This is a genomic window from Pseudomonas sp. SDO5215_S409 (assembly GCF_054071325.1).
Map to the genome: position 1 here is coordinate 31,766 of NZ_JBSVWN010000019.1, position 25,719 is coordinate 57,484.

General features: G+C 61.9%; 21 protein-coding genes. 12 read left to right on the forward strand and 9 right to left on the reverse strand.

What is annotated here, in order from left to right:
- The first annotated feature begins 13 nt into the window (after nucleotides 1-13).
- The 7 genes from ACW9H9_RS12315 to ACW9H9_RS12345 are packed head-to-tail and all read left to right on the forward strand — an operon-like array spanning nucleotide 14 to nucleotide 6,499.
- Nucleotides 14-1,237 (forward strand): type II and III secretion system protein family protein, encoded by a 1,224-nt coding sequence (locus ACW9H9_RS12315; RefSeq protein ID WP_457343452.1) that lies wholly within the window; start codon nucleotides 14-16, stop codon nucleotides 1,235-1,237.
- Nucleotides 1,234-2,424 (forward strand): AAA family ATPase, encoded by a 1,191-nt coding sequence (locus ACW9H9_RS12320; RefSeq protein WP_457343454.1) that lies wholly within the window; start codon nucleotides 1,234-1,236, stop codon nucleotides 2,422-2,424. Before ACW9H9_RS12315 ends, ACW9H9_RS12320 begins: the two co-directional genes overlap by 4 nt.
- Complete coding sequence (locus ACW9H9_RS12325; RefSeq protein WP_457343455.1) at nucleotides 2,421-3,692, forward strand: CpaF family protein; 1,272 nt, start codon at nucleotides 2,421-2,423, stop codon at nucleotides 3,690-3,692. The genes ACW9H9_RS12320 and ACW9H9_RS12325 overlap by 4 nt, the downstream gene beginning before the upstream one ends.
- 12 nt (nucleotides 3,693-3,704) lie before the next feature.
- Nucleotides 3,705-4,589 (forward strand): type II secretion system F family protein, encoded by an 885-nt coding sequence (locus ACW9H9_RS12330; RefSeq protein ID WP_457343457.1) that lies wholly within the window; start codon nucleotides 3,705-3,707, stop codon nucleotides 4,587-4,589.
- Between the two features lies 1 nt (nucleotide 4,590).
- Nucleotides 4,591-5,475: a type II secretion system F family protein gene (locus ACW9H9_RS12335; RefSeq protein ID WP_457343458.1), complete on the forward strand. Its 885-nt coding sequence runs from the start codon at nucleotides 4,591-4,593 to the stop codon at nucleotides 5,473-5,475.
- An 11-nt stretch (nucleotides 5,476-5,486) separates the two neighbouring features.
- A complete protein-coding gene (locus ACW9H9_RS12340; RefSeq protein WP_457343460.1) occupies nucleotides 5,487-6,206 on the forward strand; it encodes a tetratricopeptide repeat protein in 720 nt (239 codons plus the stop codon).
- Between the two features lie 20 nt (nucleotides 6,207-6,226).
- Nucleotides 6,227-6,499, forward strand: coding sequence for a DUF3613 domain-containing protein (locus ACW9H9_RS12345; protein ID WP_457343462.1), 273 nt, complete (start codon nucleotides 6,227-6,229; stop codon nucleotides 6,497-6,499).
- Here ACW9H9_RS12345 and ACW9H9_RS12350 read toward each other — a convergent pair.
- Complete coding sequence (locus ACW9H9_RS12350; RefSeq protein ID WP_457343464.1) at nucleotides 6,496-7,281, reverse strand: response regulator; 786 nt, start codon at nucleotides 7,279-7,281, stop codon at nucleotides 6,496-6,498. The two genes, ACW9H9_RS12345 and ACW9H9_RS12350, sit on opposite strands and share 4 nt — an antisense overlap.
- A 125-nt stretch (nucleotides 7,282-7,406) precedes the next feature.
- Entirely contained in the window at nucleotides 7,407-7,880 is a 474-nt protein-coding gene (locus tag ACW9H9_RS12355; RefSeq protein ID WP_457343466.1) for a prepilin peptidase, read from the reverse strand.
- Nucleotides 7,881-7,952: 72 nt separating this feature from the next.
- Between ACW9H9_RS12355 and ACW9H9_RS12360 the strand changes: the two genes are divergently transcribed.
- Together ACW9H9_RS12360 and ACW9H9_RS12365 are read left to right on the forward strand one after the other, a co-directional pair.
- Nucleotides 7,953-8,393, forward strand: coding sequence for a TadE/TadG family type IV pilus assembly protein (locus ACW9H9_RS12360; protein ID WP_457343468.1), 441 nt, complete (start codon nucleotides 7,953-7,955; stop codon nucleotides 8,391-8,393).
- Nucleotides 8,390-11,134 (forward strand): ATP-binding protein, encoded by a 2,745-nt coding sequence (locus ACW9H9_RS12365; RefSeq protein ID WP_457343470.1) that lies wholly within the window; start codon nucleotides 8,390-8,392, stop codon nucleotides 11,132-11,134. Before ACW9H9_RS12360 ends, ACW9H9_RS12365 begins: the two co-directional genes overlap by 4 nt.
- On the opposite strand, the gene ACW9H9_RS12370 is transcribed toward ACW9H9_RS12365, so the two are convergent.
- The 6 genes from ACW9H9_RS12370 to pbpC form a co-directional block, all read right to left on the reverse strand.
- Nucleotides 11,131-13,131: a pilus assembly protein TadG-related protein gene (locus ACW9H9_RS12370; protein WP_457343472.1), complete on the reverse strand. Its 2,001-nt coding sequence runs from the start codon at nucleotides 13,129-13,131 to the stop codon at nucleotides 11,131-11,133. The two genes, ACW9H9_RS12365 and ACW9H9_RS12370, sit on opposite strands and share 4 nt — an antisense overlap.
- A 117-nt stretch (nucleotides 13,132-13,248) precedes the next feature.
- Nucleotides 13,249-13,806, reverse strand: coding sequence for a DUF4136 domain-containing protein (locus tag ACW9H9_RS12375; protein WP_457343474.1), 558 nt, complete (start codon nucleotides 13,804-13,806; stop codon nucleotides 13,249-13,251).
- Nucleotides 13,807-13,854: 48 nt separating this feature from the next.
- Entirely contained in the window at nucleotides 13,855-14,463 is a 609-nt protein-coding gene (locus ACW9H9_RS12380) for a DUF4136 domain-containing protein (protein WP_457343476.1), read from the reverse strand.
- Between the two features lie 24 nt (nucleotides 14,464-14,487).
- Complete coding sequence (locus ACW9H9_RS12385; RefSeq protein WP_457343478.1) at nucleotides 14,488-15,237, reverse strand: methyltransferase; 750 nt, start codon at nucleotides 15,235-15,237, stop codon at nucleotides 14,488-14,490.
- On the reverse strand, nucleotides 15,230-15,538 hold the full coding sequence (locus tag ACW9H9_RS12390; RefSeq protein ID WP_457343480.1) for a MazG-like family protein: 309 nt from the start codon (nucleotides 15,536-15,538) through the stop codon (nucleotides 15,230-15,232). The genes ACW9H9_RS12385 and ACW9H9_RS12390 overlap by 8 nt, the downstream gene beginning before the upstream one ends.
- Before the next feature lie 69 nt (nucleotides 15,539-15,607).
- Complete coding sequence (gene pbpC, locus ACW9H9_RS12395; RefSeq protein ID WP_457343482.1) at nucleotides 15,608-17,929, reverse strand: peptidoglycan glycosyltransferase PbpC; 2,322 nt, start codon at nucleotides 17,927-17,929, stop codon at nucleotides 15,608-15,610.
- Between the two features lie 116 nt (nucleotides 17,930-18,045).
- On the opposite strand from pbpC, the gene ACW9H9_RS12400 reads away from it, so the two are divergent.
- Nucleotides 18,046-18,339: a hypothetical protein gene (locus tag ACW9H9_RS12400; RefSeq protein WP_457343483.1), complete on the forward strand. Its 294-nt coding sequence runs from the start codon at nucleotides 18,046-18,048 to the stop codon at nucleotides 18,337-18,339.
- Between the two features lie 40 nt (nucleotides 18,340-18,379).
- Here the strand turns inward: ACW9H9_RS12400 and ACW9H9_RS12405 are convergent, their stop codons facing one another.
- Complete coding sequence (locus ACW9H9_RS12405) at nucleotides 18,380-23,263, reverse strand: alpha-2-macroglobulin family protein (RefSeq protein ID WP_457343484.1); 4,884 nt, start codon at nucleotides 23,261-23,263, stop codon at nucleotides 18,380-18,382.
- A gap of 552 nt (nucleotides 23,264-23,815) precedes the next feature.
- On the opposite strand from ACW9H9_RS12405, the gene ACW9H9_RS12410 reads away from it, so the two are divergent.
- Together ACW9H9_RS12410 and ACW9H9_RS12415 are read left to right on the forward strand one after the other, a co-directional pair.
- Nucleotides 23,816-24,664, forward strand: coding sequence for an EamA family transporter (locus ACW9H9_RS12410; protein WP_457343486.1), 849 nt, complete (start codon nucleotides 23,816-23,818; stop codon nucleotides 24,662-24,664).
- Complete coding sequence (locus ACW9H9_RS12415; RefSeq protein ID WP_457343487.1) at nucleotides 24,664-25,605, forward strand: LysR substrate-binding domain-containing protein; 942 nt, start codon at nucleotides 24,664-24,666, stop codon at nucleotides 25,603-25,605. The genes ACW9H9_RS12410 and ACW9H9_RS12415 overlap by 1 nt, the downstream gene beginning before the upstream one ends.
- The last annotated feature ends 114 nt before the right edge of the window (nucleotides 25,606-25,719 follow it).

Consider the following 25,719-nt stretch of genomic DNA (forward strand, 5'->3'; position numbering starts at 1 on the left):
TAAGGATGCCTGAATGAGCAGTCGTTTCGTGCCGTTATTCCCACGCGTGTTCTGGGCGTTGCTGAGCCTTGGTTTGCCGCTCGAAGCCGTGCAGGCAGCACCGGGTAACTGTGCCAGCTTAGGGCAGTTACCTGCTGTGATGGAGGTCGGCGAAGGCGCCCAACAGGCTATCCAGTCGCCGGTGCCTATCACTCGCCTGGCCATTGGCGACCCGAAAATTGCCGATGTTCAGGTCAATGGCAGCCAAGCCTTCCTGCTGACCGGTATTGCCCCCGGCACTACCAGCCTGATGGTCTGGACCGGCTGTGCAACCGGCCCACGCCAGACCATGGTGTTCGTAAAGGGCAAGGCCACCTCGGCCCTTACCAGCCTCACCCTGTCACCGTCCGATGACCCTTTGTTGCCCAGCCAGGTACAAACCGATATCCGGTTTGTAGAAGTGAGCCGCACCAAACTAAAAGAAGCCAGCACGTCGATATTCGGGCGCGGCGGCAACTTCCTGATAGGCGCTCCGAATAATGTCGCGAACCCGGTCGGAACGGCATTTCGCGGGCTCCCGGTGAATGCCGATTCCTTCAACATAGGCTTTGGCGGCGGGCGCGTCTCGGCCATGATCAACGCCCTGGAAAGCAGTGGCTTCGCCTACACCCTGGCTCGTCCGAGTCTGGTTGCACTGAGTGGGCAAAGCGCAACCTTTCTTGCCGGCGGCGAAGTGCCGATCCCAGTACCCAGCAGCGGCAGCAACAGTATTTCTATTGAGTACAAAGAGTTCGGCATCCGGCTGACCCTGACGCCAACGGTTATCGATCACGGTCGTATATCCCTCAAAGTGGCGCCCGAGGTGAGCGAGCTGGACTACAGCAATGCCGTCGTGATCCAAGGCATTTCGGTGCCTGCGCTGACGATACGCCGCACCGACACCAGCATTTCCCTGTCCGACGGCGAAAGCTTCGTGATCAGTGGCCTTATCAGTACCAACAACCGTTCCAGCGTGAGCAAATTCCCGGGGCTGGGGGACATTCCGATCCTGGGTGCGTTTTTCCGGGACTCCAACGTGAGCCGCGAGGAAAAAGAGCTGTTGATGATCGTCACGCCGCACCTGGTGCAGCCACTGGCGGCCACGGCCCAATTACCCTCCCTGCCTGGCGAAAAGCTGCGCAACTTCGACCCGAATTGGTACCGCCTGTACTTTCTCGAAAACGGCAACTTCGACCGTCAAACGGGACTTTCCCAATGAGTGAGAGCCTGAGCCAGACGTTTTTGGCGATCACCCGCAATACCACGGATCTGGAATGGCTTCAGGGTGCCCTCGCGCCGCTGGGGCAAGTCGTCAGCGCGGGTGGGGGCAGCCTGGACGAGTTGTTGGCGCTGGTAGACGTCACCTTCGCCAACCTGGTGTTCATCGGTCTTGACCGCGAGCACGTCACCACTCAATGCGCACTGATTGAAGGTGCACTGGAAGCCAAGCCGATGCTGGCCATCGTTGCCTTGGGAGACGGCATGGACAACCAGTTGGTGCTCAATGCCATGCGCGCCGGCGCCCGGGATTTTGTCGCCTATGGCTCACGCTCCAGCGAAGTGGGCGGGTTGGTCCGCCGCTTGAACAAACGCTTGCCGGCCGTCACACCCAGTGCGCACCTGGGGGGGCTGACCGTGCTTTACGGCACCCAGGGCAATGCCGACGGCGCCTTGATCGCCAGTCACCTTGCATTGATGGTGCAAAAAACCGGTCAGCAAACCCTTCTACTCGATCTGGGCCTACCCCGCGCCGACAGCTTGGCGCTGCTGGGCCTGCAAAGCTCGTTTCACTTCGGCGATGCGCTGCGCCACCTGCGCCGCCTGGACACAACGCTCATCAACAGCGCATTCACATGTGCCGAAGACGGCCTGCGCATCCTGGCCTACAGCGATACCGACGAGCCACTGGAACGAACCAGCGCCGCCGAGCTGTACATGTTGCTCAGTGCACTGCGCCAGCACTTCCAACACATCGTGGTGAACCTCACCGGCCAGTCGGACAGTGAAGCGCTGCGCACCTTCGTCAGTCATTGCGACAAGCTGCTGTGGTCCACCGACCAAAGCGTACCGGACTGCCGCCGCAACCTGGCAGTGCTCAACCTGTGGCGGGAAAAAGGCATGAAGCTGGAGCACGCCCGCCTGCTGATCGACCGCTACATCAAAGGGGCCGCCCCAGACTCCGAGGCCCTGGGCAAAAGCTTCGGGCTGGAGGTTATCGCCGTACTGGCGTTGGCGCCTGAAGTTCGCCTGAGTGCAAAAAACCAGGCACAGACGCTCTTTGCGCTGGCCCCTCGCGAGCCTCTCACCCAAGCGCTGCGCACCTTGGGCGAACGTCTGGCCAAGCGCTCCGAAGGCCTTGCGAAACCCTCCATCAACTGGCTCAACCGCCTGCTGAGAGCCAAATGAACGGAGAGAAACTGTTCGGCGCCCCGGTACGTGGCGGCGCCGGCAATACCGATCATGACGGCCTCAAGCTGGTCCTGCACCGCTACATCATTGATGCCATTGAGGACTCGGGGAAAAACCTGCTGGAAAGCACCCGTCATGCCCTTGCGCAGTTTGTCACCGACAAAGTCGCCGAATACATCACACGCATGCACCTGGCGATCTCTCGCTATGAAATGGAGCGCCTGGCCGAGGAAATCGTTGATGAATTGACCGGGTTCGGCCCACTCGAAGTGCTGCTGCGCGACGTTTCCGTGACCGAAATTCTGGTGAATGGCCCGCATCGCGTGTTTGTCGAGCGTGAAGGCTTGCTACACCTGAGCGACCTACGCTTTATCGATGACCACCATGTGGAGCGGGTCATGCAGCGCATCCTCGCACCGCTGGGCCGGCGCCTGGATGAGTCTTCACCCATGGTGGATGCCCGCTTGCCGGACGGTAGCCGCGTCAACGCGATTATCCCGCCCATTGCGTTGGACGGGCCTTGCCTGTCGATTCGAAAGTTTCGCAAGGACATGCTCAAGAGCAGCGACCTGGTAGCGATGCAGACGATCGACCAATCGATCTTCGATTTCTTCAAGTTGGCGGTCGGCAAACGCTGCAACATCCTCATCAGTGGCGGCACTGGCACGGGGAAAACCACCCTGCTCAATATTCTCAGCCAACTGATCAACCCTCATGAACGTATCGTCACGATTGAAGACGTGGCCGAACTGCAACTGGGCCATCCCCACGTCGTACGCCTGGAAACCCGCCCGCCAAACGCAGAGGGGCATGGCGAAGTCCGCGCCAACGACTTGATCCGCAACGCCCTGCGGATGCGGCCCGACCGTATCATTCTTGGCGAGATTCGGGGTGTCGAGGTACTGGACGTCATGACCGCCATGAACACCGGCCACGACGGCTCAATGAGCACCGTGCACGCCAACAACGCACAGGATGCCTTGCTGCGCCTGGAAACCCTGGTAGGCCTGACGGGACGCACGGTGGCGGAAAAAACCCTGCGGCAAATGATCTGTGCGGCCCTCGACGTGGTGATTCAACTGACCCGCCTACCCGATGGCCGTCGTAGCGTCAGCGAAGTCGTGGAAGTGGTGGGCGTGCGCGAAGATGTCTACGTTACCAACACCCTGTTTCGCCTCGACAAGCGCAGCGGTTTTGGCTTCCTGCGCGAAGCCATCAACCCTGCTGGCGAAAAACTGCGCCATGAAAACCATCTGCCGCTGTGAGGGGCCGCTCATATGATCGCGCCGATATTACTTGCCCTGATGTCCCTGGCCCAGTTCGTAATGGCAGGGCTGCTGATACGCAACGGGTTGCGCCAGGCGCAGGCAGATCGAGTGCTGGAGCGGTTGGCCGAAGGGCAGCCATTGGTCACCAAAGAGAACGCCGTAACGACCCGCCTGGAGCGCACGTTTGTTCGGGCGGGCCTGGGCAAACCCACCGAACGCCTGGGCGTGTGGTTGGCGTTGTGGGCGCTCGGCGCGGTGTTTGGGTGGTTGGCGGCCGACTGGCTGGGCCTGCTTCTTATGGTGTTCATGCCGCCGCTGATCCTGCGACTGTACATCGCCTGGCGGTATCAGCGTCGGTTGCACCGCATGATCGAGCAGTTGCCTCAGTTGCTCGACCATGCGGTACGCAGCCTCAAATCCGGGCGCACGCTGGCAGACGCGGTGCTGGGGGCGATCGATGCCAGCGAGGATCCGTTGAAAAAATCCATGGGCCGCATCAAGCGCAACGTACAACTGGGCGTCAGCCTGCCGGAGGCCGCCCAGGACTATGCCGAGTTTTATGAACAAAACGAGCTTCGCCTGTTTGCACTGGGGCTGAAGGTCAATCATCGCTATGGCGGCAATGCCAGTGAACTGCTGGAAAACCTGATCAAAATGATCCGCGAGCGCGACCAGGGAGCGCGGCAATTACGCGCAATGACCGGCGAAACCCGCATTACCGCCATCGTATTGGCGTTATTGCCCGTTAGCGTCGCGGGCTATTTTCTGGTGAGCAACCCCACTTACCTGATGAACATGTGGCAAGACGACAGCGGTCAAACCATGATGCTGGGCGCATTTGCCTTGCAAATCACCGGCTGCGTGGCGTTGTGGCGCATGCTGAGGAGCGTGTGACATGGCACTCCTGATCGGTGCATTGCTGTTTCTGGCCGCGCTGTTGCTATTACTTGCCAATGTGTTGAGCCACCGCCGTCGGCAACGCCTGATCAATCAACGGCTGCAAGGTGAGCCCAGCCGTAACAAGGCCATGAGCGCGTTGTTGCATCAGTTGGGCAACACTCGAATTGGCCAGCGCACCGTTAGCCTCGATAACGAAACACAGACACTGCTCAATCGCATGGGCTGGCGTAAAACCAGCCAGCGTTCGATGTTCGCTGCTTGCCAGGTCGGCTCCCCGTTCCTCCTGCTGGGCTTGACCCTGGTCGTGCAAAAACTGTTTTTCGCCGATACCGACCATCCCTGGCTCATCGCCCTGTTCGGTTTGGCCATTGGCTACCTGCTCCCCAAGCGAATCCTGGTAACGCTGGCCGATAAACGCAAAGAGCAGATCGGGCGCGAGGTCTCCACCTTCATTCCACTGCTGCGCATTCTGTTTGAGTCAGGCATGGCCGTGGAGCAAACCTTACGGGTGCTGTCGGGCGAGGCGCAAAAGCTGCTGCCGGTGCTTACCAGCGAGCTGCGCCTGGTACTGGCACGGGTCGACTCGGGCCTGGAACTGGGCGAAGAGCTGAACAAGACGAGTCAGCTATTGGCCGTCGATGAGTTCAGCGATACCTGCCTGATTCTGCAACAACTGCTGCAACAAGGCGGTGGCGCGATGAAGTCGCTGCAGTCACTCAAGCAACTGCTCGATGACCGGCGCCTGACACGCATGCAGGAATACATTTCCAAGATGTCGGCCAAGATGTCCGTCGTGATGATGGTCTTCCTGTTTCCCGCATTACTGATCGTACTGGCCGGCCCTGGCTTTATCGCCATCGCCAAGGTGATGGGACCTTGAGAGGACGCGCAATGAAAACATTGATACTCGCCTGCAGCCTGGTGTTACTGGGAGGCTGTGCTGGCAACGGGCAGTTACCGTGGGCCACCGCGGGCACACCCGGCAGTTGTGCCAAACCGGCCTCCGACCAAGAGCTATCGCTGAACCTGGCCGATGAAATGGCCAATGACGGCAAGCTGCATGCCAGCCTGGCCAACCTGCAAAACCTGCCCGATGCCCTGCCCCAGGTGCGTCAGCGCAAAGCCAAGGTGTACCGCCTGTTGGGGCGCAGCGAGGCAGAACCCTTGTACAAAAGCCTGCTGGGCACGTGCATGGCGGCTGAAGGCGAGCATGGCCTTGGCCAGTTGGCCGCCGCCAGGGGTGACAACGGCCAGGCCATGGCCCACTTGCAGCGAGCCGCAAAAATTGCGCCCACCGATGACAAGATCCGCAATGACCTGGGCGTGGTTTACCTCAACCAACTTCGCCTGGAAGACGCGCGGTTCGAGTTTTTGACCGCGATGGAACTCAAGCAGGATGACCCACTGGCCGCCGTGAACCTGGTCACCCTGCTGATTTATCAGGACAACTGGGCACAAGCCGCTCAAGTGGTCAGCCGAGTGGGGCTCAGCCCTGAACAGGTCACGAGCGCCCAGGCCCGCGCGCAGCGGCTCAAGGCGCCCGCATCATCGGCGAAGACCGCTGGTGATCAGGTTGCAACGATGGGCGACACACAACCCTCGATCAAATAAGCCACAAGGGAGTGCACACCATGAAACTCACACTGCTCGCCAGCTTGCTGCTTGCAAGCCTGCCGCTGTCAGCGCAGGCGTTTGAGCCTGGTCCTTCATCCGCCCAGCAGAAACAGACCGAGGACTGGCTGCAGTTGCAGGTCAGTGGACAGTTGGCCTCCACACGCCCACAAAAAGCAGCTCCGGCCGAGCGGGAGCTGGCGTTGCAGCGTTTGCTGGAAAGTTACAAGCACCCTATTCCTGAATACTTCGATCAGAAACAGGGCGGAGAGACACCGAGCGGCAGCAATTAATGTGCGGTGACTCGCTGACTTGCCAGCGAGAGACCGGGCGATAACGCCAAGGCCAGTTGAGTACGGTTATGCATATGGGTCAAACGCAGCACCTGGGACACATACAGCTTGACGGTGTTTTCGGTGATGCCCAGCTCACAGGCAATTTGATAATTGGTCTTGCCCTTGCCCACCAGGCGCGCGACGTCAAGCTGGCGTGGTGACAACTGAAGGAAGACCGCGGGCATTTCAACGCCATCGGGCTCGCTCGCGGACTCGTCACCTGGAAGCCCCACGGCTTGGGGGCTACTACGGACCTTGTCCAGGTCTTGGTACAAGTCATCGATGGATGCCGAGAGGAACTGCAGCTTGCGGTTGAGGTGCCCCAAATCAAGGTTTTTCTGCCGGTCTTGCAACGCGACTTCCTGACGTTGAACGCCTTCGAGCAGTTCCTCCAGATTGATCGGTTTCTGGTAGTAATCAGCGATGCCTGCACGCAGGGCCTTGATCACGTCCTGTTTGTCGGAGCGGCCTGTCAGCATGATCGCTTCAAATACCCGCACCTTCCCGCTCAAGCGCTGCAGGGCCTGGACCAACTCAATGCCGTCCATGTCCGGCATGTGCAGATCGCACAGCACAAGGCCTATCTGGTCATCGTCGCGAAACCGCTCGATGGCCTGCTGGCTAGACTGACAGGGGACGCAACGATAGCCGCTGCTTTCAAGGAATTCACACAGCTCTTCCACGATCAGGGGTTGATCGTCGACCACGAGCACTTTCAATTGCGAGGTAAGCTTGTTCACGCGCTACTCCATGCCTGGGCAAGCCAAAGACCAACCTATCCATTCCGATCACGCTTCCGATACTGCTATGCATAAACGTAGACGTACTTTCCTACTATGTACATAGCGATATACCCGCGTCGCGACTAATGGATCCAAAACCACGCCAGTGCGAATCCGACCAGTAAAAACGGCGCAAAGGGTTGTTTTGTCGTCTGCCCGGGTTGCAAGTGCCGCAATAGGTGCCTAACCCGCTGATTCATAAGCGGCCATACCCTGGGGGCGATCAACAGCCATACAACGCTGGCAACCCCGGCGCCGATAAACGTACCGAGCAGATAAAGCGCGTCAGTGGCCAGGGCCAACGCAGCAAGCAGCTTCACGTCACCCGCCCCCAGGCGGCCCAGCGCATAACCCGGCAGCGTAAACAGCAACGCCAGACCAAATGCCCAACCGCCGTCTGCGGCAGGCGACCCCACCCAGGTTTTACCGCTCCACAGCAGATAAACCAGTGCCAGCAAGCCAACGCCTAACGTCAAACGGTTGGCGATCTCTCGCGAACGGATGTCCTGCAGGGCGCATAACCCAAGCCAAACGAACAAAACGAGGCTTTGAAGCACGTAAAAAAAATCCCTTTCGGCTGAATGATTCTATGCTGATATCAGGTAGTGGTAGTCAGGGTAGACTCAGTCATGAAAAAAGGCCTCCCTCGCCAGCAAAAAGGTGCCGCCGCGCTCGAGTTCGCGATGGTATTCATGATTTTTTTTGCCGTGTTCTATGGCTTGGTCAGCTACAGCTTGCCGTTGCTGTTGATGCAATCCTTCACGCAGGCCACCGCTGAAGGGGCCAGGCGCGCGGTCGCGCTGGACCCCGCCACCGCAGGCTACAACGCAGCGGTCACTGCACGCGCCACTGCCGCCGCGCAGGCGCAGTTGAACTGGATCCCGCCCGCCTTCAAGTTTTTACCCGGCTACGTCACGGCAACCTATAGCCCTACCGGCTTGTTGACCGTGCAGATCAACTATCCGTCCGACAACCTCAAGAGTGTCCTGCCGTTCCTGGTGTTACCCGGCATCGGCACTGTGCCCAACCTTCCAACAACGCTCTCAGCCCAATCGAGCCTGCAATTTTGACCCCCGCAGACAAACTCTTCGGGCGCCTGCTCGGGCGTCACCCTCCGTTACCTCAAACGCCAGCAGCACCGGCAAGCGCCGCCTTGCGGGTGTCGCTGGACGCTCAAGGCCATGTGACCGATATCCAGGGCGCTCTACGCCACCAACTGGCCCTACCCGCTGGGCAGCCCCCACAACAGACGCCCTTGCGGGAATACGTGGCGAGCGACAGCGCATTGACGCTTGAAGGCCTCCCCAGCGAATGGCAAGGGCACGTCCTGGATTTGAACTTAAAGGGCGTGGCCGGCCAGGTGCTGCGTACTCGCGGCTGGGTTCAACCTGACGGCCAAGGCTGGCTGCTGCAACTGCTGGATATCGGCGACCTGATATCCCATCGCCACGTCGCCCAAGCCCGCGAGCAACACCAGCGCATCAGCGACCAGATCTGCGCACAACTGCGGGTGTGCAGCCTGACTCGGCTGCCCGACGTGTTGCAGGATGCGCTGCAGGTCATCGCTCAGGGCTGGCACATCCCGTGTGTGGCGATCGCCCTGCTGGATGAACATGATCAAGGGTGGATGATCCAGGGCCATTACACTGCTCACGACGCGCCGGCACTATGGCGCAACGGACAAAACCTGGGCGCCAGCCTCGATAGCCTGGGCGGCGCTGCACCGGTGAGTCTCACCGTCAACCTCAGCCACAGCGATCACCCGCGTTTACAGGGCATCTTTGGCAATGCCAGTGGCTGGCTGGTGCCCTATGCCGATAGCCAAGGCGTCGCGGCATGGTTGTTATGCGGCTTTTTTGAGGAACAGCACCAGACCTGCGACCGCGACTGGCTGCAACTGGCCGCCAGCCTCGCCGCCCCGCTGCTCAGCCGCTTGCGCGACCAACGCCATCAGCAGCAACTGGACCGCCTGGAAGCGCTGCAAGGTCTGCTGGGTACGGGGTGGTGGGAACTGGCGCCCCATAGCGAAGAGATCCAGTTGGCCCCGCAGTTGCTGGGCACGCTCAACCTGACTCACGCGCCACCGCGCCTGCCGCTGTCCACCTGGCTGGCGTTGATTCACACCGCTGACCGCGAAGAACTCGCCAGCCGTCTGCAAGACCTGAAAAGCCTCGGCAAACCACTGTCCACCAGCGTACGCCTGCAGCAGGACGACCCCGCGCATCAACCCGTCTGGTATCGCATTCAGGGACAAGCGCTGGGCACCGGCAACCATCGCAGGTTGGTGGGGTTCATGCTCGACATCAGCGATGTCAAGAACCAGGAACAACATGCAGCCGCAGCCCACGCGCGGCTGGACAACCTGATCGCCAGCTCCCCGGCGGTGATCTACGTGCAGCGTTATGTAGAAGGCACCTTGCAGCCGGTGTTTTTCAGCGACAGCCTGTTGCCCCTGCTGGGGCGCACCCTTGCCGACTGCACCCAAGCCAGCTTGAACGAGTGGATCCACCCCGACGACCGTGACCTCTACTTTGACCGGACCCGCCATTTGCTGCGTGAAGGCAACGTGCGCAGCCGCTACCGGGTACGTGACAAACAGGGCGACTATCACTGGCTGCTCGACGAAGCCAAACTGCTGCGCGACGATTTGGGGCTACCCGTCGAGGCCGTGGGCTTGTGGCTGGACGTCACCGACGCCACCCTGGCCGCCCAGCGCATCAAGGAGAGCGAGGAGCGCTACCGTATCCTCGTGGAAGACTCCCCCGCCATGATCTGCCGCTACCGCCCGGACCTCACACTCACGTTCGGCAATACCCCGCTGGCCAACTACATGGAATGCACGCCTGAACAACTGCCCGGCGTGAACCTGAGCCAATGGCTCTCGCAAGAACAGCAGCAGGCATTCATGCACCGTATCGAGCAACTGAGCCCGGAGTTCCCGGTCAGTACCGCTGAAATCAGCCTGCAATTGCCCGGGCGCGAGCACGCGTGGTGGGTATGGTCCGACCGTGGCGTGTTTGATGAGCACGGGCGTCTGCTGGAAGTCCAGGCCGTGGGACGCGACAACACCGAAGTGCGCCGTTCACAGCAACAACTGACCCAAAGCGCAAAGATGGCGACCCTCGGCGAGATGGCCACAGGTCTTGCACACGAGATCAACCAGCCGCTGAACGTGATGCGCATGGCCATCGTTAATATGCTCAAACGCCTGGGCAACGGCGACGCGCAGGCCGACTACCTCACGGAAAAACTTCAACGCATTGACGCCCAAGTCCAGCGCGCGGCCCGGGTGGTGGACCATATGCGCGTGTTTGGCCGCCGCTCGGAGGTCGAACAGCAACCCTTTGACCCGGCGCAAGCGGTGGAAGGCACGCTGTCGCTGCTTGCCGAAGGCCTGCGCGGCAAGGGTGTTGAGCTTAGGGTCGTGCCTGCGGATTTCACGGTGCATGTCAAAGGTTACGTCGACCAGTTGGAACAGGTGTTGATCAACCTGATGGTCAACGCCCGCGATGCGTTGCTCAGCAAGCGCGAAAAGGACCGCGATTTCCGACCATGGATAGCCGTGCACAGTGAGCAAGACAGCCGGTATGTGCGCATATGGGTTGAAGACAACGGCGGCGGCATTGACCCAAGATTGATGGAGCGCATTTTCGAGCCGTTTTTCACCACCAAGCCCATTGGCGTGGGCACGGGGCTAGGCTTGTCGGTGAGCTACGGCATCGTGGAACACATGGGCGGGCGCCTGAGCGTCACCAACGCAGAACATGGCGCCAGGTTCTGCGTGGAACTGCCGCTGGGCACTGCCGACTAATTCACCAACGAGGCCTGCCCATGAGGTCGGCAACTGAGGTTGGCCCCCAGCTCTACCGCGTTCAAGTTGACCCCCAGCGTCAGCAGCAGGTTGTTCACCAGCGGATCCACAATGGGGCTGAGTACGCCGCTGATGATCGTACCCAGCGCACCGTTGATACCGTTCAGCAAGTCGCCTGTCGTGACCAGTAACCCCCCTAACACATTGACGCCGGTTGGTTTGTAAACCTGGAATTGAAGGCCTTGCAGCGCATTACCGATCGCACTCACAAGACTGGAAGTCGACGAGGAGGAGTACAGCGGCGGTTGGTTTATTTCAGGTGGTTGCTGGAACGTATAAGAAAACTGTGTATTTGGCACTTTATCGAGCTCAGCTTTAACGCTCAGTCCGAGGCCACCACCGTAGAACGGCTTACGCGTCGATGGATCACAAGTGGTCGGGCCCAGCCCAAGCAAGGGCTTGAAACAAGTAATCGCACCAATGTCCACCACGGGCAGCGGAGGGATCTGGCTAAGGGATGTATTACTGTTGAACGCGTTGATCAATTGAGGGTCCTGACCAATTTTCACCGTCACAATCGAGGCATTGGATTTAGTGGTCAGGGTTTTGGTGGCATCACTGACACAGGTGAAACCGGTCACATAACTTTGCGCCGCCCCCAGTTCAAGCACCACATCGATACGGGCGGCTGGCGGGTCAGAAGAAGACGAGAGCACTCGCAAGTCGGTACGCTGGCAGTAGCCTCCCAGCACACAGAATAACGAATTGATCGTTGCGCCCAGGTTCAGGCTCAACGCGTTGTTCAACACGTCCGAAAGCTGCCCAACCAAACCGTTCAAGGCCGTCTGAACCAACGGCGAATCGAGCACCGGCAGCCCAAGCGTCAGCCCAAGACTCAGCTGTGCCGTCTGCACAGAAATACTTGTTGGCAAATTTATGTCCGTGGCATAAGTAGGATCGCCAATCGCCGACAACTGCGGCGGCTGAATCACTCTGAGCTGAACCCCAGCATTGAGCAGGCCGGGAATGTTCACCGGGATTGAAGCCACCACACCGTTCTTGGTGTTGGCCAGCTGCACAAAAGCCTGCGCCAGTTGAAACACGTTCAGGTTGGTATTGAGCCCCGCTGATACGGCCCCAGTCTGCAGTTGCAGCAGGCTGCCCAGGGTGACATCCAGGTTGCCGATAATCGTATTAATGCTGGTTAGCCCATTGACCGCCACCTGCGCCGTGCTCCCCCCGGCCTGAAGCACGGTGATGGCCGCATCCAGCAATTGGCTGATCTTGACGTTCTTGGCCAACAGCTCGTTGTAGTTGCCCGCCGTCACACCGACGTTCAGCGCCAATTGATTGAGGTAACTCAGCAGGTTGATACGGGTGTCTACCAAACCTTGCCAGCCCGCCACACTCAGGTTGAGTGAACCACCCAGTAGCTGGCTAAACAGCAGATTCAGGGCGGCCGACTTGGAGGAGTCCACCGTCACCAGCGTGGACTTGATCGTCAACTGGGCCTGGGGCGGCAAAATTTTGGGGGCCGCCACGGCGACAGCCGACAGTTGCGTGGTCGCGCTCATGCCACTGTTGAACATCGCCCATAGGCCACCGGCGGCACTGGTCGCGACCGGGCGTGAGGCAATCACTTGGACGGCGTCGGTCTTGGTCGCGTCTTCGGAAAACACCCGCACGTTATTGGCGCCGGTGGCCAGGCCGCCGCAACGCACATCCAGCGCGCTGGCCGGCGGCGTCACATAACCGTTACGCAGCGCACTGGCCGTTGCATAGGTGGCGGCGGCCGTGGTGCTGGCTGGCAGGCAGTTACCTTTGCGTTGAACGGCTTCGAGCGCCGCCACGTCCGCGATGCCCTGCAATTGGCGCTTTTGCAGATAGAGTCGGCTGCCGTCGATGACCAACAACATGAACACCAACGCCATCGCCAGCGTCAGTGCCGCCATCAATCCGATCGCACCACGCTGCCCGGAACGGAGTCGAGGAGACATCGAGCACTCCTATCGCGCTTACTCACCTGGGTTCAGGTGAGTGTAGACAAGGCGCAGGGCGCTCGCTGGCCAGTCGCCACTTGGGGCGACTGGCGGACGATCAGAGCCGGGGCTTGATCAGTGGGGCGGGTAGTTGGCGAGGATCTTGGTCACGGTGCTACGAATCGCGGCGCTGCGTTCCTGGGGGTTGGGCGAGTCGGCGAGGATCTGCTCGTCGCTGCCGCGCCATACGAGTTTGCCGTCCTTGCTGTCGAGCAGGTCGACCTGGATGGTGGCGACCTGGTAGGTGATGTTGCGGGTTTCGTTGTACGCAGGCGCGCCCCAGTAGCCGTGCCATGGGCCGCCCCAGGCGCCGCCGTAGTTGGTGGTGACTTGTTGCTGGCGGTCTTCGACGATCAGGTAGGCCTGCACGTTCAGGTCAGCCTTGGTGCCGGGGGCAGCGGGGCGCAGGCCGCGCTGGTCCAGTTGCTCGCCCACCGACTGGCGGATGCGTTGTTCGGTGAGGTCGCTCTTGATCCGCGGGTCATCCGGGCGGTACTGCAATGCGGGCTCTTTCCAGCTCCAGCTGCGGTAGGCGCCAAAATCCCTGTTGGCGTCAAAATCGTGGTTGACCTGACTGGTCTGGCAACCGCTCAGCAACACAACGACAGCAAGTGCGGCAATACGACGAAGCATGATGGTTCTCCGAGGGATTATTTGACTGAGCCTTAATGAACATCGCGTTTAACTGGGCGGATAGGCAGTCATTGCCTTTTGCACCGCCTTGCGCAAGGCGTCTGCGCGTTCGCTGAGGCTGCCATTGCTGGCAGTCTCGGCGCTGGTGCTCCAGACCGGCTGGCCGCTGCGGGCGTCAAACAGGTTGACCCGCACCACCGCGACCGTCACTTCATAGGTGCGTACCACCGGCACCGAGTTGTACATGCCGTAGCCATTGCCGTAGCGGTTATATCCGCCGCCATAGCCGTAGCCATAATCGTCCTGCACCTGGCGCAGGCGTTTTTCCAGGCGTACGTCGGCGCTGACCAACAGGTCGGGCGGGCGCTGGTCATGCAGCGGGCGCAGGCCACGCTGGTCCAGGGCGCCGCTGACCGCCTCGGCGATCTGCGCCGAGTCGGCCCAGGCCGAGCCCGCTGGCAATTGGCCGTTGAGCCAGCCCCAACTGCGGTACGCGCCGTAGTCACGCACCGGCGCCGGGTAAGCGCTGGCATCAAAGGTGGTGGCCGCCTGGGCAGGCGCAGGCGGCAGCGGGCGCGACGCCGCGACATACGGGTTGGGGCTCTGACACCCCGCCAGGCCCAGGCCCAGCAAGATCAATGCAACACAGCGCTTCATTTCGACCTCCGAGGACTGGGCCGCTTAAACCGGACGGCAGATCCAGTGTAAATAACGCCCAAGTCCGGCAAAGCTTGGGTGACGACGGTGAGCGAGTTCCATCTCCAGCAAATCCTGTAAATCGGCGCGGGCCTGGAACTCCACCGGCATGTAGTCGTGGAACACCCGCACGCCGCTACGGCTTTGGACCTGCCAAACGCCCTCTAGTTGCGCGGCCAACTCCCGTGGGTCCAGGGGTTGTTGCGGCGTGAGGCTCTGTTTTTCGCCGGCCATGTCGTTCTTGCGCATTTTGCGAAAGTGGCCTTTGAGCAGGTTGCGGTAAATCAGCGCATCACGGTTGTAAAAAGCCAGCGACAGCCAGCCGCCCGGCACGGTCAACTGGTGCAGCACCGGCAGGATAGCGTGGGGTTCAGCCAGCCATTCGAGCACGGCGTGGCACAGCACCAGGTCGTAGGGCTCGGTGAGTTGGCCCAGCAATGCTTGCCAGGGCGCATGGATAAACGTTGCACGCTGCCCGGCTTCGGCAAAACGCTGGCGGGCCCCCTCGAGCATCGGCTCGGCGGGTTCGGCCAGGGTCACGTCGTGACCTTGTTCGGCCAGCCACAGCGACATGTGCCCCAGGCCCGCGCCGATATCCAGCACGCGCAACGGGCGCTGTGGCAGCGCCTCGCTCAGGTCGGCCTGAAGCACGGCCAGGCGAATGGCGCCCTTGGCACCGCCGTAGATTTTCTCGGCAAAGCGCGTGGCGAGCTGGTCGAAATGGCGGTCAGTCATGGACGAACCGCCGCTCGCTGTCGGCCAGTTTGGCGCGCACCACCTGGTCCATGTCCAGGCCCAGCTCGCTGCACAACAGCAGCAGGTACAACACGATGTCACCGACTTCCTGGCCCGCATGGGCCAGTTTGTCTGCGGGCAGCTGGCGGGACTGGTCTTCGGTGAGCCACTGGAAAATCTCCACCAGCTCGGCCATTTCGACACTGGCGGCCATGGCCAGGTTTTTGGGGCTGTGAAAAGGCTTCCAGTCGTTGGTATCGCGGATGCGGTGCAGGCGTTCGGTGAGGTGTTCGAGGTTCATGGGGGGCTCCTGAAGGCGTATAGCTTCAGCGGGATATTGGATGAAGGCAAGTGAATACCCCGACGCCGGTCAATCCACCACGCTGAACTCGACCCGGGCCGTCTGCCCCGCCTCATCGAGCACGCTCAATTGATACCGCCCAAGGTGCTCCAGGCTTGCATTGAGGCTGTCCTGATTGGCGCTGTCCCCCAGCGGCGCCCCGTTGAGGAACCACCAGCGCCGCCCACTGCCGCCCAGTGCCGAGAGTTTCAGGCGCAGCGGTTGCTGGCTGGCGGCGGGCAGGCGCAGTTGATCGCCCTCTCGCACCCCCACCACCGACAACGGGGACGCCACCGCCAACGGGGGTGGTGGGCAGTCGGGGTCCGCTGCGGGGATGCGTGCTTCGCGCCGCTCCACCCGGGGCAGCCACGGCTCCAGCGGCGCGGGCCACAGGGCGATGTCTCGCGCCTGGGCGCCGGGGCAGCTGGCGTCCACCCGCAGGCCCTTGGCATTGACCCAGACTTTTTCCTGCAAACCCACACTCAACGGCTGGTCCAGCGCCTGCAAGGTAGGCGGCGTGGTGTGGTCCAGCGTCCAGGCAAAACGCTGGCGACGGCAATTGGGGTCGCTGCGGCTCAGCGGCTGGCCCAACGGCCAGCAGATCGCGGCCACGCCCACGTTGAACGGCACCGGCGTGACCGGCGCACTGATGCCGCGCTGGCTGTCGCGGTTGGTCAGCACGTCGTGCACCTGCAACATCAACGGCGCCGCCGACGCCAGGCCGAACTGGCCCGGCACCGGGGTGCCATCCGGGCGGCCGATCCACACGCCGATCAAATAACGCGGCCCCACGCCAATCGCCCAGGCATCGCGAAAGCCGTAGCTGGTGCCGGTTTTCCAGGCCAGCACCGGGCGCTGCACCAGCTCGGCGCGTGGGTCGCGGTCGGGGCGGGCCTGGCCACTGAGAATGCGCCGCACAATCCAGGCGGCCCCCGGCGAGAGCAATGGGCGCTCCTTGAGCCCGTCGCCTGGCTGAAACCGCAGGCTGGCACTTTTGCCGTCCCGGGCAAACGCACTGTAGCCGCTCACCAGGTCATCGAGACGGCTGCCCGCGCCGCCCAGGATCAACGCCAGGTTCGGCTCGGCCAAGGGCGGCAACGCCAACGGCATGCCGCCGATGCGCATTTGCGCGGCAAAGCGTTTGGGCCCGTAGGCTTCCAGCAATTGCACCGCCGGCAAATTCAGCGAGCTGGACAACGCCGTGCTGGCGGGCACCGCGCCGGTAAACCCCATGGAAAAGTTGCCCGGGCGGTAATCCCCGTAGCGGCGCGGCACGTCTTGCAGCAGCGATTCGGAATGAATCAGCCCCGCGTCCAGCGCCATGCCATACAGGAAGGGTTTGAGCGTAGAGCCCGGCGAGCGCAGGGCGTTGACCATGTCGACGTGGCCAAAGCGCTTGGCGTCGTTGATATCCACCGAGCCTAAGTAGGCGCGCACGGCCATGGTGTCGGCCTGCACCACCAAAATCGCCGCAGAGGTGTGTTCCGGCAAACGTGCGCGCCAGCCCAGCAGCAGGTCTTCCAGGCGGCGCTGCAGGGCGGCATCCAGGGTGGTGCGGATCAGCGGCGGGCTGTCCGGGCGGTTCAGGCGCCGGGCCAGCAAGGGCGCCAGGCTCGGCTCCTGGCGGGGGGCCAGCAGCAGCGGTTCTTCCAGCGCCTCATTCACGACCGAGGGCGGCCACACCTGGAACTCGGCCAGGCGGCGCAGCACCTTGTCGCGCGCTTCCTGGGCGCGTTGGGGGTAGCGGTCCGGCCGCAGGCGGCTGGGCGCTTGAGGCAAAACGGCGAGCATCGCCGCTTCGGCGTGGGTCAGCTGTTGTGGCGACTTGCCCAGGTAGGCCCAACTCGCCGCGGCCACGCCCTGCAAGGTGCCGCCAAAGGGCGCGCGGTTTAGGTAAAGGTTGAGGATCTGGTCTTTGGACAGGTGCCACTCCAGCTGCGCCGTGCGCCACAGCTGGCGCACCTTGCCGTGCAGGGTGCGCGAATGCGGATCCAACAGCCGCGCCACTTGCATCGACAAGGTGCTGCCACCCGACACCACCCGTGCACCCGTCAGGTTTTGCCAGGTGGCGCGTACCAGCGCCAGCGGGTTTACGCCGGGATGCGTGTAAAACCAGCGGTCTTCGTACGTCAGCAAGGCATCGAGGTAATACGGCGAGACTTCATCGGTGCGCACCGGGTAACGCCACACACCATGGGCATCGGCAAACCGCCACAACGGCGTGCCATCCTCGGCCAGCACCACACGGGCCAGGTCATCCTGCGGCAGCGGCAGCGGCCAGATCCGGTCTGCCAGCCACAGCAGCGCAATGGCCAGCACCAGCAGCCCCAACCCCCAACGCAGGCTGCGCATGCCTGTGAGGCGCCGCATTAATCGAAAATTCAAACCTGCAAACCTCTATGCTTCACGGAACCCGCCACCGGGGAAAGTTTCCAAAGGCTCAGCCACCTCTTCATCAGGACACACACATGCACGTAGAAAGCTTTTTTGAATGGCTGGGCCAGGCCCTGGGTTCGGTCATCCGTTTTATCGTCGACGGGCTCGGCGGGTTGTTCAATGCGCTCACGCATGCCGGTGGCAACTTCATCGACGGGCTGGCCAAAACCTTGGGCATGGACACGTCGATCATCAGCATCCTCACCCTGATCATCGGCTTGATGCTGCTGTATTCGGCGGTGCGCGCCTTCATGCGGGCCTCGATCATCATGGGGATCATCTGGTTGATGCTCGGGCTTTGGCTGCTGAGCTGGGTGGTTCGCTGACCGTCCGTGGGCGCCCGGCGGCGCCCACGGACGTAATGCCTCAACGGCCCTTGATGACAAGGTCGGCTGGGGTTTCACCGACCGCCTGCCAGTTGGGACGGTACATCGACTCCACTTGCGGCGGCGGCACACGGTAAGTGCCCGGGGTCACGGCACGTGCCAGGTACAACAGGTGCGTGGTGCCATAACCGTCCAGGTTCAGCGCGGCCACGTAACGGTCATCACGGAACTCCTGGTGTTTGATCGCCGCATTCTGCATCGACTCGCGCCACTGCTTCACCTGGCTGCTGGCGTCGTCCAGGCTTGCCGCGCTCTGCGCCAGGTTCTGGTTTTCCAGCTCCAGGCCCGCCGGCAGCAGGTCTACCACCAGCGCGTCCGGCACCCGCTGTTTGTTCGCGCTCACAGCCAGGTGCACCAGCACCAGATCGCCGCTCTTGAGGTTGCGCAGGTTCAGCGGCTCGCCGTTCATGCCCAGGTAATCGCGACGGATGCTCAGGTTTTCACCCCCCGCCACCGGCGCCTGGGTGGGGTAACCGGAAATGCTCAGCTGTTGATAAACCGGCTCGCTGCCTTCGTTGTGCAAGGTCAGCGGAGACGCCAACAGAGGCCCCTCCAGTTTCAGCCCCGACTGGCCGTTGTTCAGCTCGCGGGTTTCGCTGCCGCTGGTGAAGCGGGCGCTCCAGTTGGTTTCCGGCTTGCCCAGCAACCCGCGCCCGGCGAGGAACAGCGAATTGCGCTCCTGGGTCGACAGCCACTGGCTGGCGGCCAACTGGTCCGACAGATCAAACAGACGCTCCTCGCGCTTGCCCTTGGCCAGGTCGTTTTCTTCAAGCAACGCCAGGATCATCGCCTGGTCGCGCAACGGGCTGCCGTAGTCGGCCAGCCATTCGTTGGCCTTGCGCTTTACCGCAAGCCCGGCGATCAAGGCCTGATCGGCACGCGGCTGGTCGCCCATCTTCTGCATGGCAATGGCCAGTTGCACCAGCGGCAAACCGGAGCGGGCATCGGTGCGGCGCTCGAACAGGCTGCGCAGCGCGCCCAAAGGCGCCTGCTGGCTGCGCGCCAAGACCATGCCCGCGTAGGCCTGCACGGCAAAGCGGGTGTGGTCCGCGTTGTCGCTGTAGTCGGCTTCGATCAGGTTGCGTTCCTGCACATACCGCAACAGGCGTTCGCTGGCTTTTTTCAGGGCGTCGGGCGGTACGGCAAACCCTTGGTCGCGGGCGCGCAGCAGGAAGTCGGTGACGTAAGCCGTCAGCCAATATTCCTCTTCGCCGTCCGCGCCCCACAGGCCGAAACTGCCGTTGTAGCGCTGCATGCCCAGCAGGCGCTCAATGCCGATTTCGATCTTGCGTTTGCGCTCGGCATCCGGCTCGCCCTTGAGGCCCAGCCGGGCGAGCACGGCGGTGTCGGCGTAAAGCGAGGGGTACAGGCCGCTGGCGGTTTGCTCCAGGCAGCCGTACGGGTAGGCCTTGAGTGCCCGAATCTGCTCGCCAAGGTTCAACGGCGGACGGCTCGACAAACTCAGCAACGCCTCGCGGCCCGCCGGTTCAAACAGCGACAACTCGGCGTCCGGCAGGGTCCAGGTGTCGTCCTTGAGCACCGCACGGTATTGCTTGAGCAACGCGGGGTAAGCCGGGCGTACGCCCAGTGTCCATTCACGGGTAAACGCCGGCAGTTGCTCGCCCGGCAGGTCCAGGCCGTTAACGGTGACGCGGACCGTGCCCTGGCCAAACCCGCCCAGTGCCCGCACCGGAATCTGCAACGTGGTGCGCTGGCCCTCGGCCAATTGCACGCTGTGCGCGGGCTCGCCCAGCAGGGTCAGCTGGCCTTCGGCGGTCAGTTGCACGTCCAGTGTCTGCGCCTTGCCCGACAGGTTGGACAGGTCCAGCGCCAAGCGGGTCTGGTCGCCCCCGGCCAAAAAGCGCGGCGCCGACAACTCGGCCACCAGCGGCGCGGCCACCACGGTCTTGGCTTGGGCCATGCCGTAGCGGTCGTCGGTCCAGGCTTGCGCCATCAGGCGCAGTTCGCCGTTGAAGTCGGGGATGTTCACGCTCACTTCCCCCTCGCCCTGCTCATTCAACGTCACCGGCGCGCTTTGCAAGGCGACGATGGTCACGCTGGTGTCAGGCCGCTTGCCGCCCTTGGCCAGCGCAGCGTCGCCACCAAAGGCCAGCGAGGCCAGGCGGCCCTGCCCGGCCTCGATCAGTTGGCCGTAGATGTCGAACTGGTCCACACCGTACGCCTTGCGGCCGAACAGGCTGGAATACGGGTCGGGCGTCGGGTATTCGGTGATATTGAGGATGCCCACGTCCACCGCCGCCACCAGCACATGCACCTCTTTGGGCACGCTGCCGTCGGCATTTTTGGCGGCTATTTTTACGGTGAGCGGCTGTTTGGGGCGCATTTTTTCCGGCGCACTCAAGGTCAGCCCCAGCTTGCGCTGCGTGCGATCCAGGGGCAGATGCAATAGGCCCACCGCCCGCTTGGGCGTGATATTGGCCTTGCGCTCGCCCGGGCGAATCACCAGGGCGCTCACGTACAGGTCATGGCGCGACCACTTCGGGTCCAGCTTCACGGCAAAGCACTTGCCCTCGGCCGGTACGTCGATTGCCTGCCACCACAACGGCCCTTCGCTGGACTCCACCAGCAAATACCCCTTGCCCGCAGCGGGCGGCGTGACCGTCACGTTGGCGGTGTCGCCGTCGCCATAAGCGGGCTTGTCCAGCGCCAGCTTGACCTGATCGGGCCGTACCGCGCCGCCTTCGGTGTTGTCTTGGGCCTGGTAACCGGCCCAGAACCGCTCGCTGCTGACCAACCCGGTCTGGGGGTCTTCAACCTCGACACGGTACGGGCCCCACTCCACCTGGAAGCTCAGCTTGGCAGTGTCGCCCGCCTTGATGGAGATGCTCTGCTCGTCGACGTTGAGGAATTTCTCGTTGTAGTGGTAGCTCCAGCCGTCGCTATCGGAGTAGTTCCAATAGTAGTCGCGACGCTCGCGAATCAGGCGCACCTTGAGGTTGTCGGCGGCAAGTTTCTGCCCGTCCTGGTTGGCCACCAGCACCTCGAATTCGACAGGGCCGTCGCCGTTGGTTTCCTTGCCGTCAAACACACCGCGCAGGCCGGGCAGTTGCTCGGCGGGCCAGATCGGCTGCACCAGGCGGCGGGTGATCGGGCGCCCGCCGGACTCTTGCAGGCTGGCCTGCACGATCAGTTGCAGCGGCGACTTGGCGTCGGCCCATTTGCTTTCCAGCACCAGGTTTCCATCGCCGTTGGCGTCCAGCACGCTTTCGTCCAGCTCGAAGTCCTGGCTCAGTTCCTCTTCGGTGACGGAGCCAAACTGATACCCCGGCAGCGACTTCACCGCCTCGCGCAGCGGCCGCACATAGACTTGCCCGCTGACACGGTTGCCGGAGGCGGGTGCGCCATACAGGTAGCGGCCGTTGACGTGGATGGTGGCGTCATCGCCCGGGCTCAGCGGCGTGTCGCTGCCCTTGAGTTCCAGTGCGAGGCGCTCGGGCAGGAAATCCTCGACGAGGAATTCATAAAGCTGCGGCTTGCCGTCACCCAGGTCGAACACCAACTGCCAGCGCCCGGTCGGCGCCTCGCCCGCCAGTTGCAGCGCATATTGATACAGACCGGAGGCGTCGGCGTCCCACACGAATTTGCGGCTGACCTGTTCATCCGGGCGGCGCACTTCCACACTCACCGGCTGCGGCTTGACGCTGTTGCCGTCCTTGTCGCGCAGCAGGGCATTGAGCAGCACGGTTTCGCCGGGGCGATACAGGTCGCGTGGGCCGAATACAAAAAACTGCAGCGGGTGGGCGGGCTGGCCGCCGATGTCGAATTCGGCCAGGTCCAGCGCCGCACTGTCGAGGCGCAACAGGCTGGTTTGCTCGCCCTGTTTGGCCAGCAGCACTTGGGCTTTTTTCGGCAGCGGCAGCTCGGCATGCCCGCCGTTTTCGGTCTTGCCCTGGCCGAGTACGCGGCCTTTGTCGTCAAGGATCTCCAACTCCACGCCGTCGATGGCCTTACCGCCTTCCAGGGCTTGCGTGAACACGTCCAGGCGGTTGGCGTAGCGGTGCGCCGACAGGCCGATGTCACTCAAGGTGAACAGCGTGGCCGGCTGCGAATAGTTGTAGGTGCCGGATGCGCGCATCACCGCCAGATAAACACCGGGTTGCTGCAATGGCTTGAGGCCTGCGATCGGCAGCAACAGGGTTTCGCGGGTGTTCCTGGCGGGGTTGAGGTCAAAGCGCCCGCCGTAGACCAGGTCGGCCATGGGCAGCAATTCGCGGGATTCATAGCTTTGCAGGCTGGTGTTGCGGCCCCACTGCGCCAGAAACGTCGGCAAGGATTCAGGCTTGATGCGGAAAAATTCGACGTCGATTTTATCGACATTCAACGCGATCACCGGCAGCCCCTCGGCCAGGCGCGTGGGCAGCAACGTGCCCCGGCTGGCGAAGCCGACGGTGGCCTGCAAGTCGCGGGTTTCGAGGCGGCTGGTGTACTCGGCGGGGAGCAACTGGCTGTTGACGCCGCGCACGCCCGGGTCGACGGTGAGCACCAGTTTGCGCTGCGGCTCCAGGTGGCGCAGGCGCAGTTCCATCAGGTTGTCGGACAGCTCCCAGGCGCCGTCGACCGTGCCGGTCTTGCTGTCCACCAGGTGCAGCTTGTCGGCGAACTTCTGGTCGGGGTCCAGGGGGATCGAGAACGTCACCGACAACGTACTGGCGCCGTCCAGCTGGATTTCGGACACATCCACCACACTCACTTCACGCCCGGCATACCGCTGCTTGAGCGCCGCCACATCCACCGCCGCCTTGGCCTGCGCCTGCGCAACGGGCGGCGCGGCGGGTTTGTCGGAGGAATCACAGGCGCTCAGCAGGGCCAGCGCACAGGCCAGGAACAGTCCTTTGTTAAGCATGGGGCACTCGTTTTGAGAGGGGTCCGAGGGGTGAACTATATATCAGCGCCTGCAATGCCGCCGTGGCGCCGGTCACATTGACCGACGGAGGGTCGATTGGTTCGCCGGGGGTGCGCACGCTCGGAAAAGTCTGACCCACCTGAAGCCGCTGAGCATAAGTTGGGCCCATCCAGGCATGACAGGTTTTGATGGCTGGGCTGATGAGGTTTCGCTTTTTGCAGCATTGGCTGGCCACGTTAAATAGCGGCACCCCTCACTGCCGTAAAGGACTGCGATGAACATAAATGTCAGTAACTTTCGTCAAGAAGTTCCTAGATTCAGGCTGTCCAACCTTGCATTTGAAGAGCTGTCAGCGCCCAAGACTATTGACCGGACAAGGGATTGCTCCCCCACCGTGAGTGAAGAAATACGCAACATCAGAAGCCTGATTGATCATGGCAACCATGTGGTGATCCTTGACGGTTTCGAGCGGGCTCAATCGCTACATGTTGCGTATGTGGCTGCGCAAGCCATAACGCCCCCCCTTGTCGGTTTAATTAAAAAGCCAGGTTTATGGACAACTCCGATATCGCGATCACGCTGGTCTTGATCTCTGCCTTCATGCATGCCACCTGGAACGCCGTTGTCAGGGCAGGAAGCAGTCGGTTCATGACGCTTGCCATGGTAGACGGCACCGCTTTGTTGATCTGCCTCGCGGCATTACCGCTGGTGAATGTGCCGAACCTGCAGGTTTGGTGCTATGTGCTGGTTTCAGTGCTGCTTAATACGGCCTATCGCCTATTTTTGATCAAGGCCTATGAAACAGGAGACTTTGGTCAGGTTTATCCGGTGATGCGGGGCGTGCCGCCGGTGCTGGTGGCGTTGTTTTCCTACTTTCTGTTGAATGAGCAATTGTCACCGTCCGCCATGGCGGGGGTGTTGTTGATTTGTGCAGGGATCATCAGTCTGACATTCGTGCGGGCAATGAATGCTCACTTGCTTCGCCCCATCATCATGGCCGTGTGCGCTGGTGTCTTTATTGCGTCTTATACGGTAGTGGACGCTAAAGGCGTCCGGGCCAGCGAGACGGTGTTGCAGTACATCATTTACCTGACGCTTATGCAGAGCCTGCCCATTCCGGCGCTGGCCTTTTTCAAAGAGCGTCCGGCACTGATACAGGCCGTGCGCAACCATTGGCGTGTGGGTGTGATGGGCGGCTTTTTTTACTTGGGTTCCTATGGCCTGGTGCTGTTTGCCTTGTCGCTGGACGCGGTGGCCAAGGTGTCAGCCTTGCGGGAAACCAGTGTTATCATCGGCGCCATTATTGCCGCGCTGTTCTTTCGCGAACGGTTCGGCTGGAGGCGGATGCTCTCTGCGTTCGTCATTGTCTGCGGGATCATCCTGATCAAAGTGAGCACCTGATGGCTCAACGTCCGCCACCGACGCCCATGCTCCAGGCTTTTGTATGCGCCGCCCAAACCGGCAGTTTCGCCCGGGCCGCCCTTGAGCTGAACCTGACCGCCAGTGCGATCAGCCATCAAATAGCGGGGCTGGAAGAATGGTGGGGCGTGCAATTGTTCGAACGCCACTCGCGAGGGGTGAAATTGACCCCGGCAGGAGAAACACTGTTGCCGGTGACCGATACCTTTTTCAACGGGCTCGCACAGGCGTTGCAGACCCTCAACCCCGGCAAGTCTCAGCCCTTGTATCTCTCTTGCACCTCCTCACTGTGTTCGGCGTGGCTCATTCCCCGTATGCACGCGTCTCAAAGCGCCGACGCGTTCAACCTTGATGTGGTGCTGACCAGCGCCGACTTGAGCCATGCCAACCTGGGAGCGCATCAATACGATGTCGCGATCGTGATGGGCTACGGCGACTACCCCGACCATCACGTTGAACTGTTGATGCGTGATGCGGTGTTTCCCGTCTGCTCGCCACAGTTCTACCACCTGCATGGCGGAGTACCGCTGCATGAAATTGCCAAACATCCACTGATTCATCGCGTTGACGACCCGTTGTGCCCGGGCTGGGACAGCTGGTTTGAGTTTCAAGGGCTGGCTGCACCGGCCTATCACCACGGCCCGCGGTTCCCAGACTCCAGCCTTGCGATCAGCCTGGCCGTCAAAGGCGGCGGGATTGCGCTGGGAAGAACCGCGCTGGTCTACGACCAACTGAACGACGGCAGTCTGCTCGCATTGAGCGGGACGGGGATGATGTCGCCTGCCGCGTATTACGTGATATGCCGCAGCGGGCGCCAATTGGAGCCGGACGTGGCGAGGCTGATTGAATGGATCAAGGCCCAGGCGCAGTCGTTTGTGCAAGAGGTGGGGGAGCCTTACTCGACGGTTGGATGCGTGCGCTAGACAGCGACGTGACATTAAGTGGCGGCTCTTAACCGATCTGTGCGCTAGTCTTCGCTGCTTCACGGCATTTGAGTCTCCAGGACTACAAGACGCAGGCTGTCTTGAGCCCTCGTG

What these genes read in the sequence shown, in the direction of transcription:
- ACW9H9_RS12415 (WP_457343487.1), top strand. Translation starts at nt 24,664, where the DNA reads ATGGCTCAACGTCCGCCACCGACGCCCATGCTCCAGGCTTTTGTATGC.
- ACW9H9_RS12340 (WP_457343460.1), top strand. Translation starts at nt 5,487, where the DNA reads ATGAAAACATTGATACTCGCCTGCAGCCTGGTGTTACTGGGAGGCTGT.
- ACW9H9_RS12390 (WP_457343480.1), bottom strand. Translation starts at nt 15,538, where the DNA reads ATGAACCTCGAACACCTCACCGAACGCCTGCACCGCATCCGCGATACC.
- ACW9H9_RS12385 (WP_457343478.1), bottom strand. Translation starts at nt 15,237, where the DNA reads ATGACTGACCGCCATTTCGACCAGCTCGCCACGCGCTTTGCCGAGAAA.
- ACW9H9_RS12405 (WP_457343484.1), bottom strand. Translation starts at nt 23,263, where the DNA reads ATGCTTAACAAAGGACTGTTCCTGGCCTGTGCGCTGGCCCTGCTGAGC.
- ACW9H9_RS12400 (WP_457343483.1), top strand. Translation starts at nt 18,046, where the DNA reads ATGCACGTAGAAAGCTTTTTTGAATGGCTGGGCCAGGCCCTGGGTTCG.
- ACW9H9_RS12325 (WP_457343455.1), top strand. Translation starts at nt 2,421, where the DNA reads ATGAACGGAGAGAAACTGTTCGGCGCCCCGGTACGTGGCGGCGCCGGC.
- ACW9H9_RS12375 (WP_457343474.1), bottom strand. Translation starts at nt 13,806, where the DNA reads ATGCTTCGTCGTATTGCCGCACTTGCTGTCGTTGTGTTGCTGAGCGGT.
- ACW9H9_RS12360 (WP_457343468.1), top strand. Translation starts at nt 7,953, where the DNA reads ATGAAAAAAGGCCTCCCTCGCCAGCAAAAAGGTGCCGCCGCGCTCGAG.
- ACW9H9_RS12380 (WP_457343476.1), bottom strand. Translation starts at nt 14,463, where the DNA reads ATGAAGCGCTGTGTTGCATTGATCTTGCTGGGCCTGGGCCTGGCGGGG.
- ACW9H9_RS12320 (WP_457343454.1), top strand. Translation starts at nt 1,234, where the DNA reads ATGAGTGAGAGCCTGAGCCAGACGTTTTTGGCGATCACCCGCAATACC.
- pbpC (WP_457343482.1), bottom strand. Translation starts at nt 17,929, where the DNA reads ATGCGCAGCCTGCGTTGGGGGTTGGGGCTGCTGGTGCTGGCCATTGCG.
- ACW9H9_RS12335 (WP_457343458.1), top strand. Translation starts at nt 4,591, where the DNA reads ATGGCACTCCTGATCGGTGCATTGCTGTTTCTGGCCGCGCTGTTGCTA.
- ACW9H9_RS12410 (WP_457343486.1), top strand. Translation starts at nt 23,816, where the DNA reads ATGGACAACTCCGATATCGCGATCACGCTGGTCTTGATCTCTGCCTTC.
- ACW9H9_RS12315 (WP_457343452.1), top strand. Translation starts at nt 14, where the DNA reads ATGAGCAGTCGTTTCGTGCCGTTATTCCCACGCGTGTTCTGGGCGTTG.
- ACW9H9_RS12330 (WP_457343457.1), top strand. Translation starts at nt 3,705, where the DNA reads ATGATCGCGCCGATATTACTTGCCCTGATGTCCCTGGCCCAGTTCGTA.
- ACW9H9_RS12370 (WP_457343472.1), bottom strand. Translation starts at nt 13,131, where the DNA reads ATGTCTCCTCGACTCCGTTCCGGGCAGCGTGGTGCGATCGGATTGATG.
- ACW9H9_RS12345 (WP_457343462.1), top strand. Translation starts at nt 6,227, where the DNA reads ATGAAACTCACACTGCTCGCCAGCTTGCTGCTTGCAAGCCTGCCGCTG.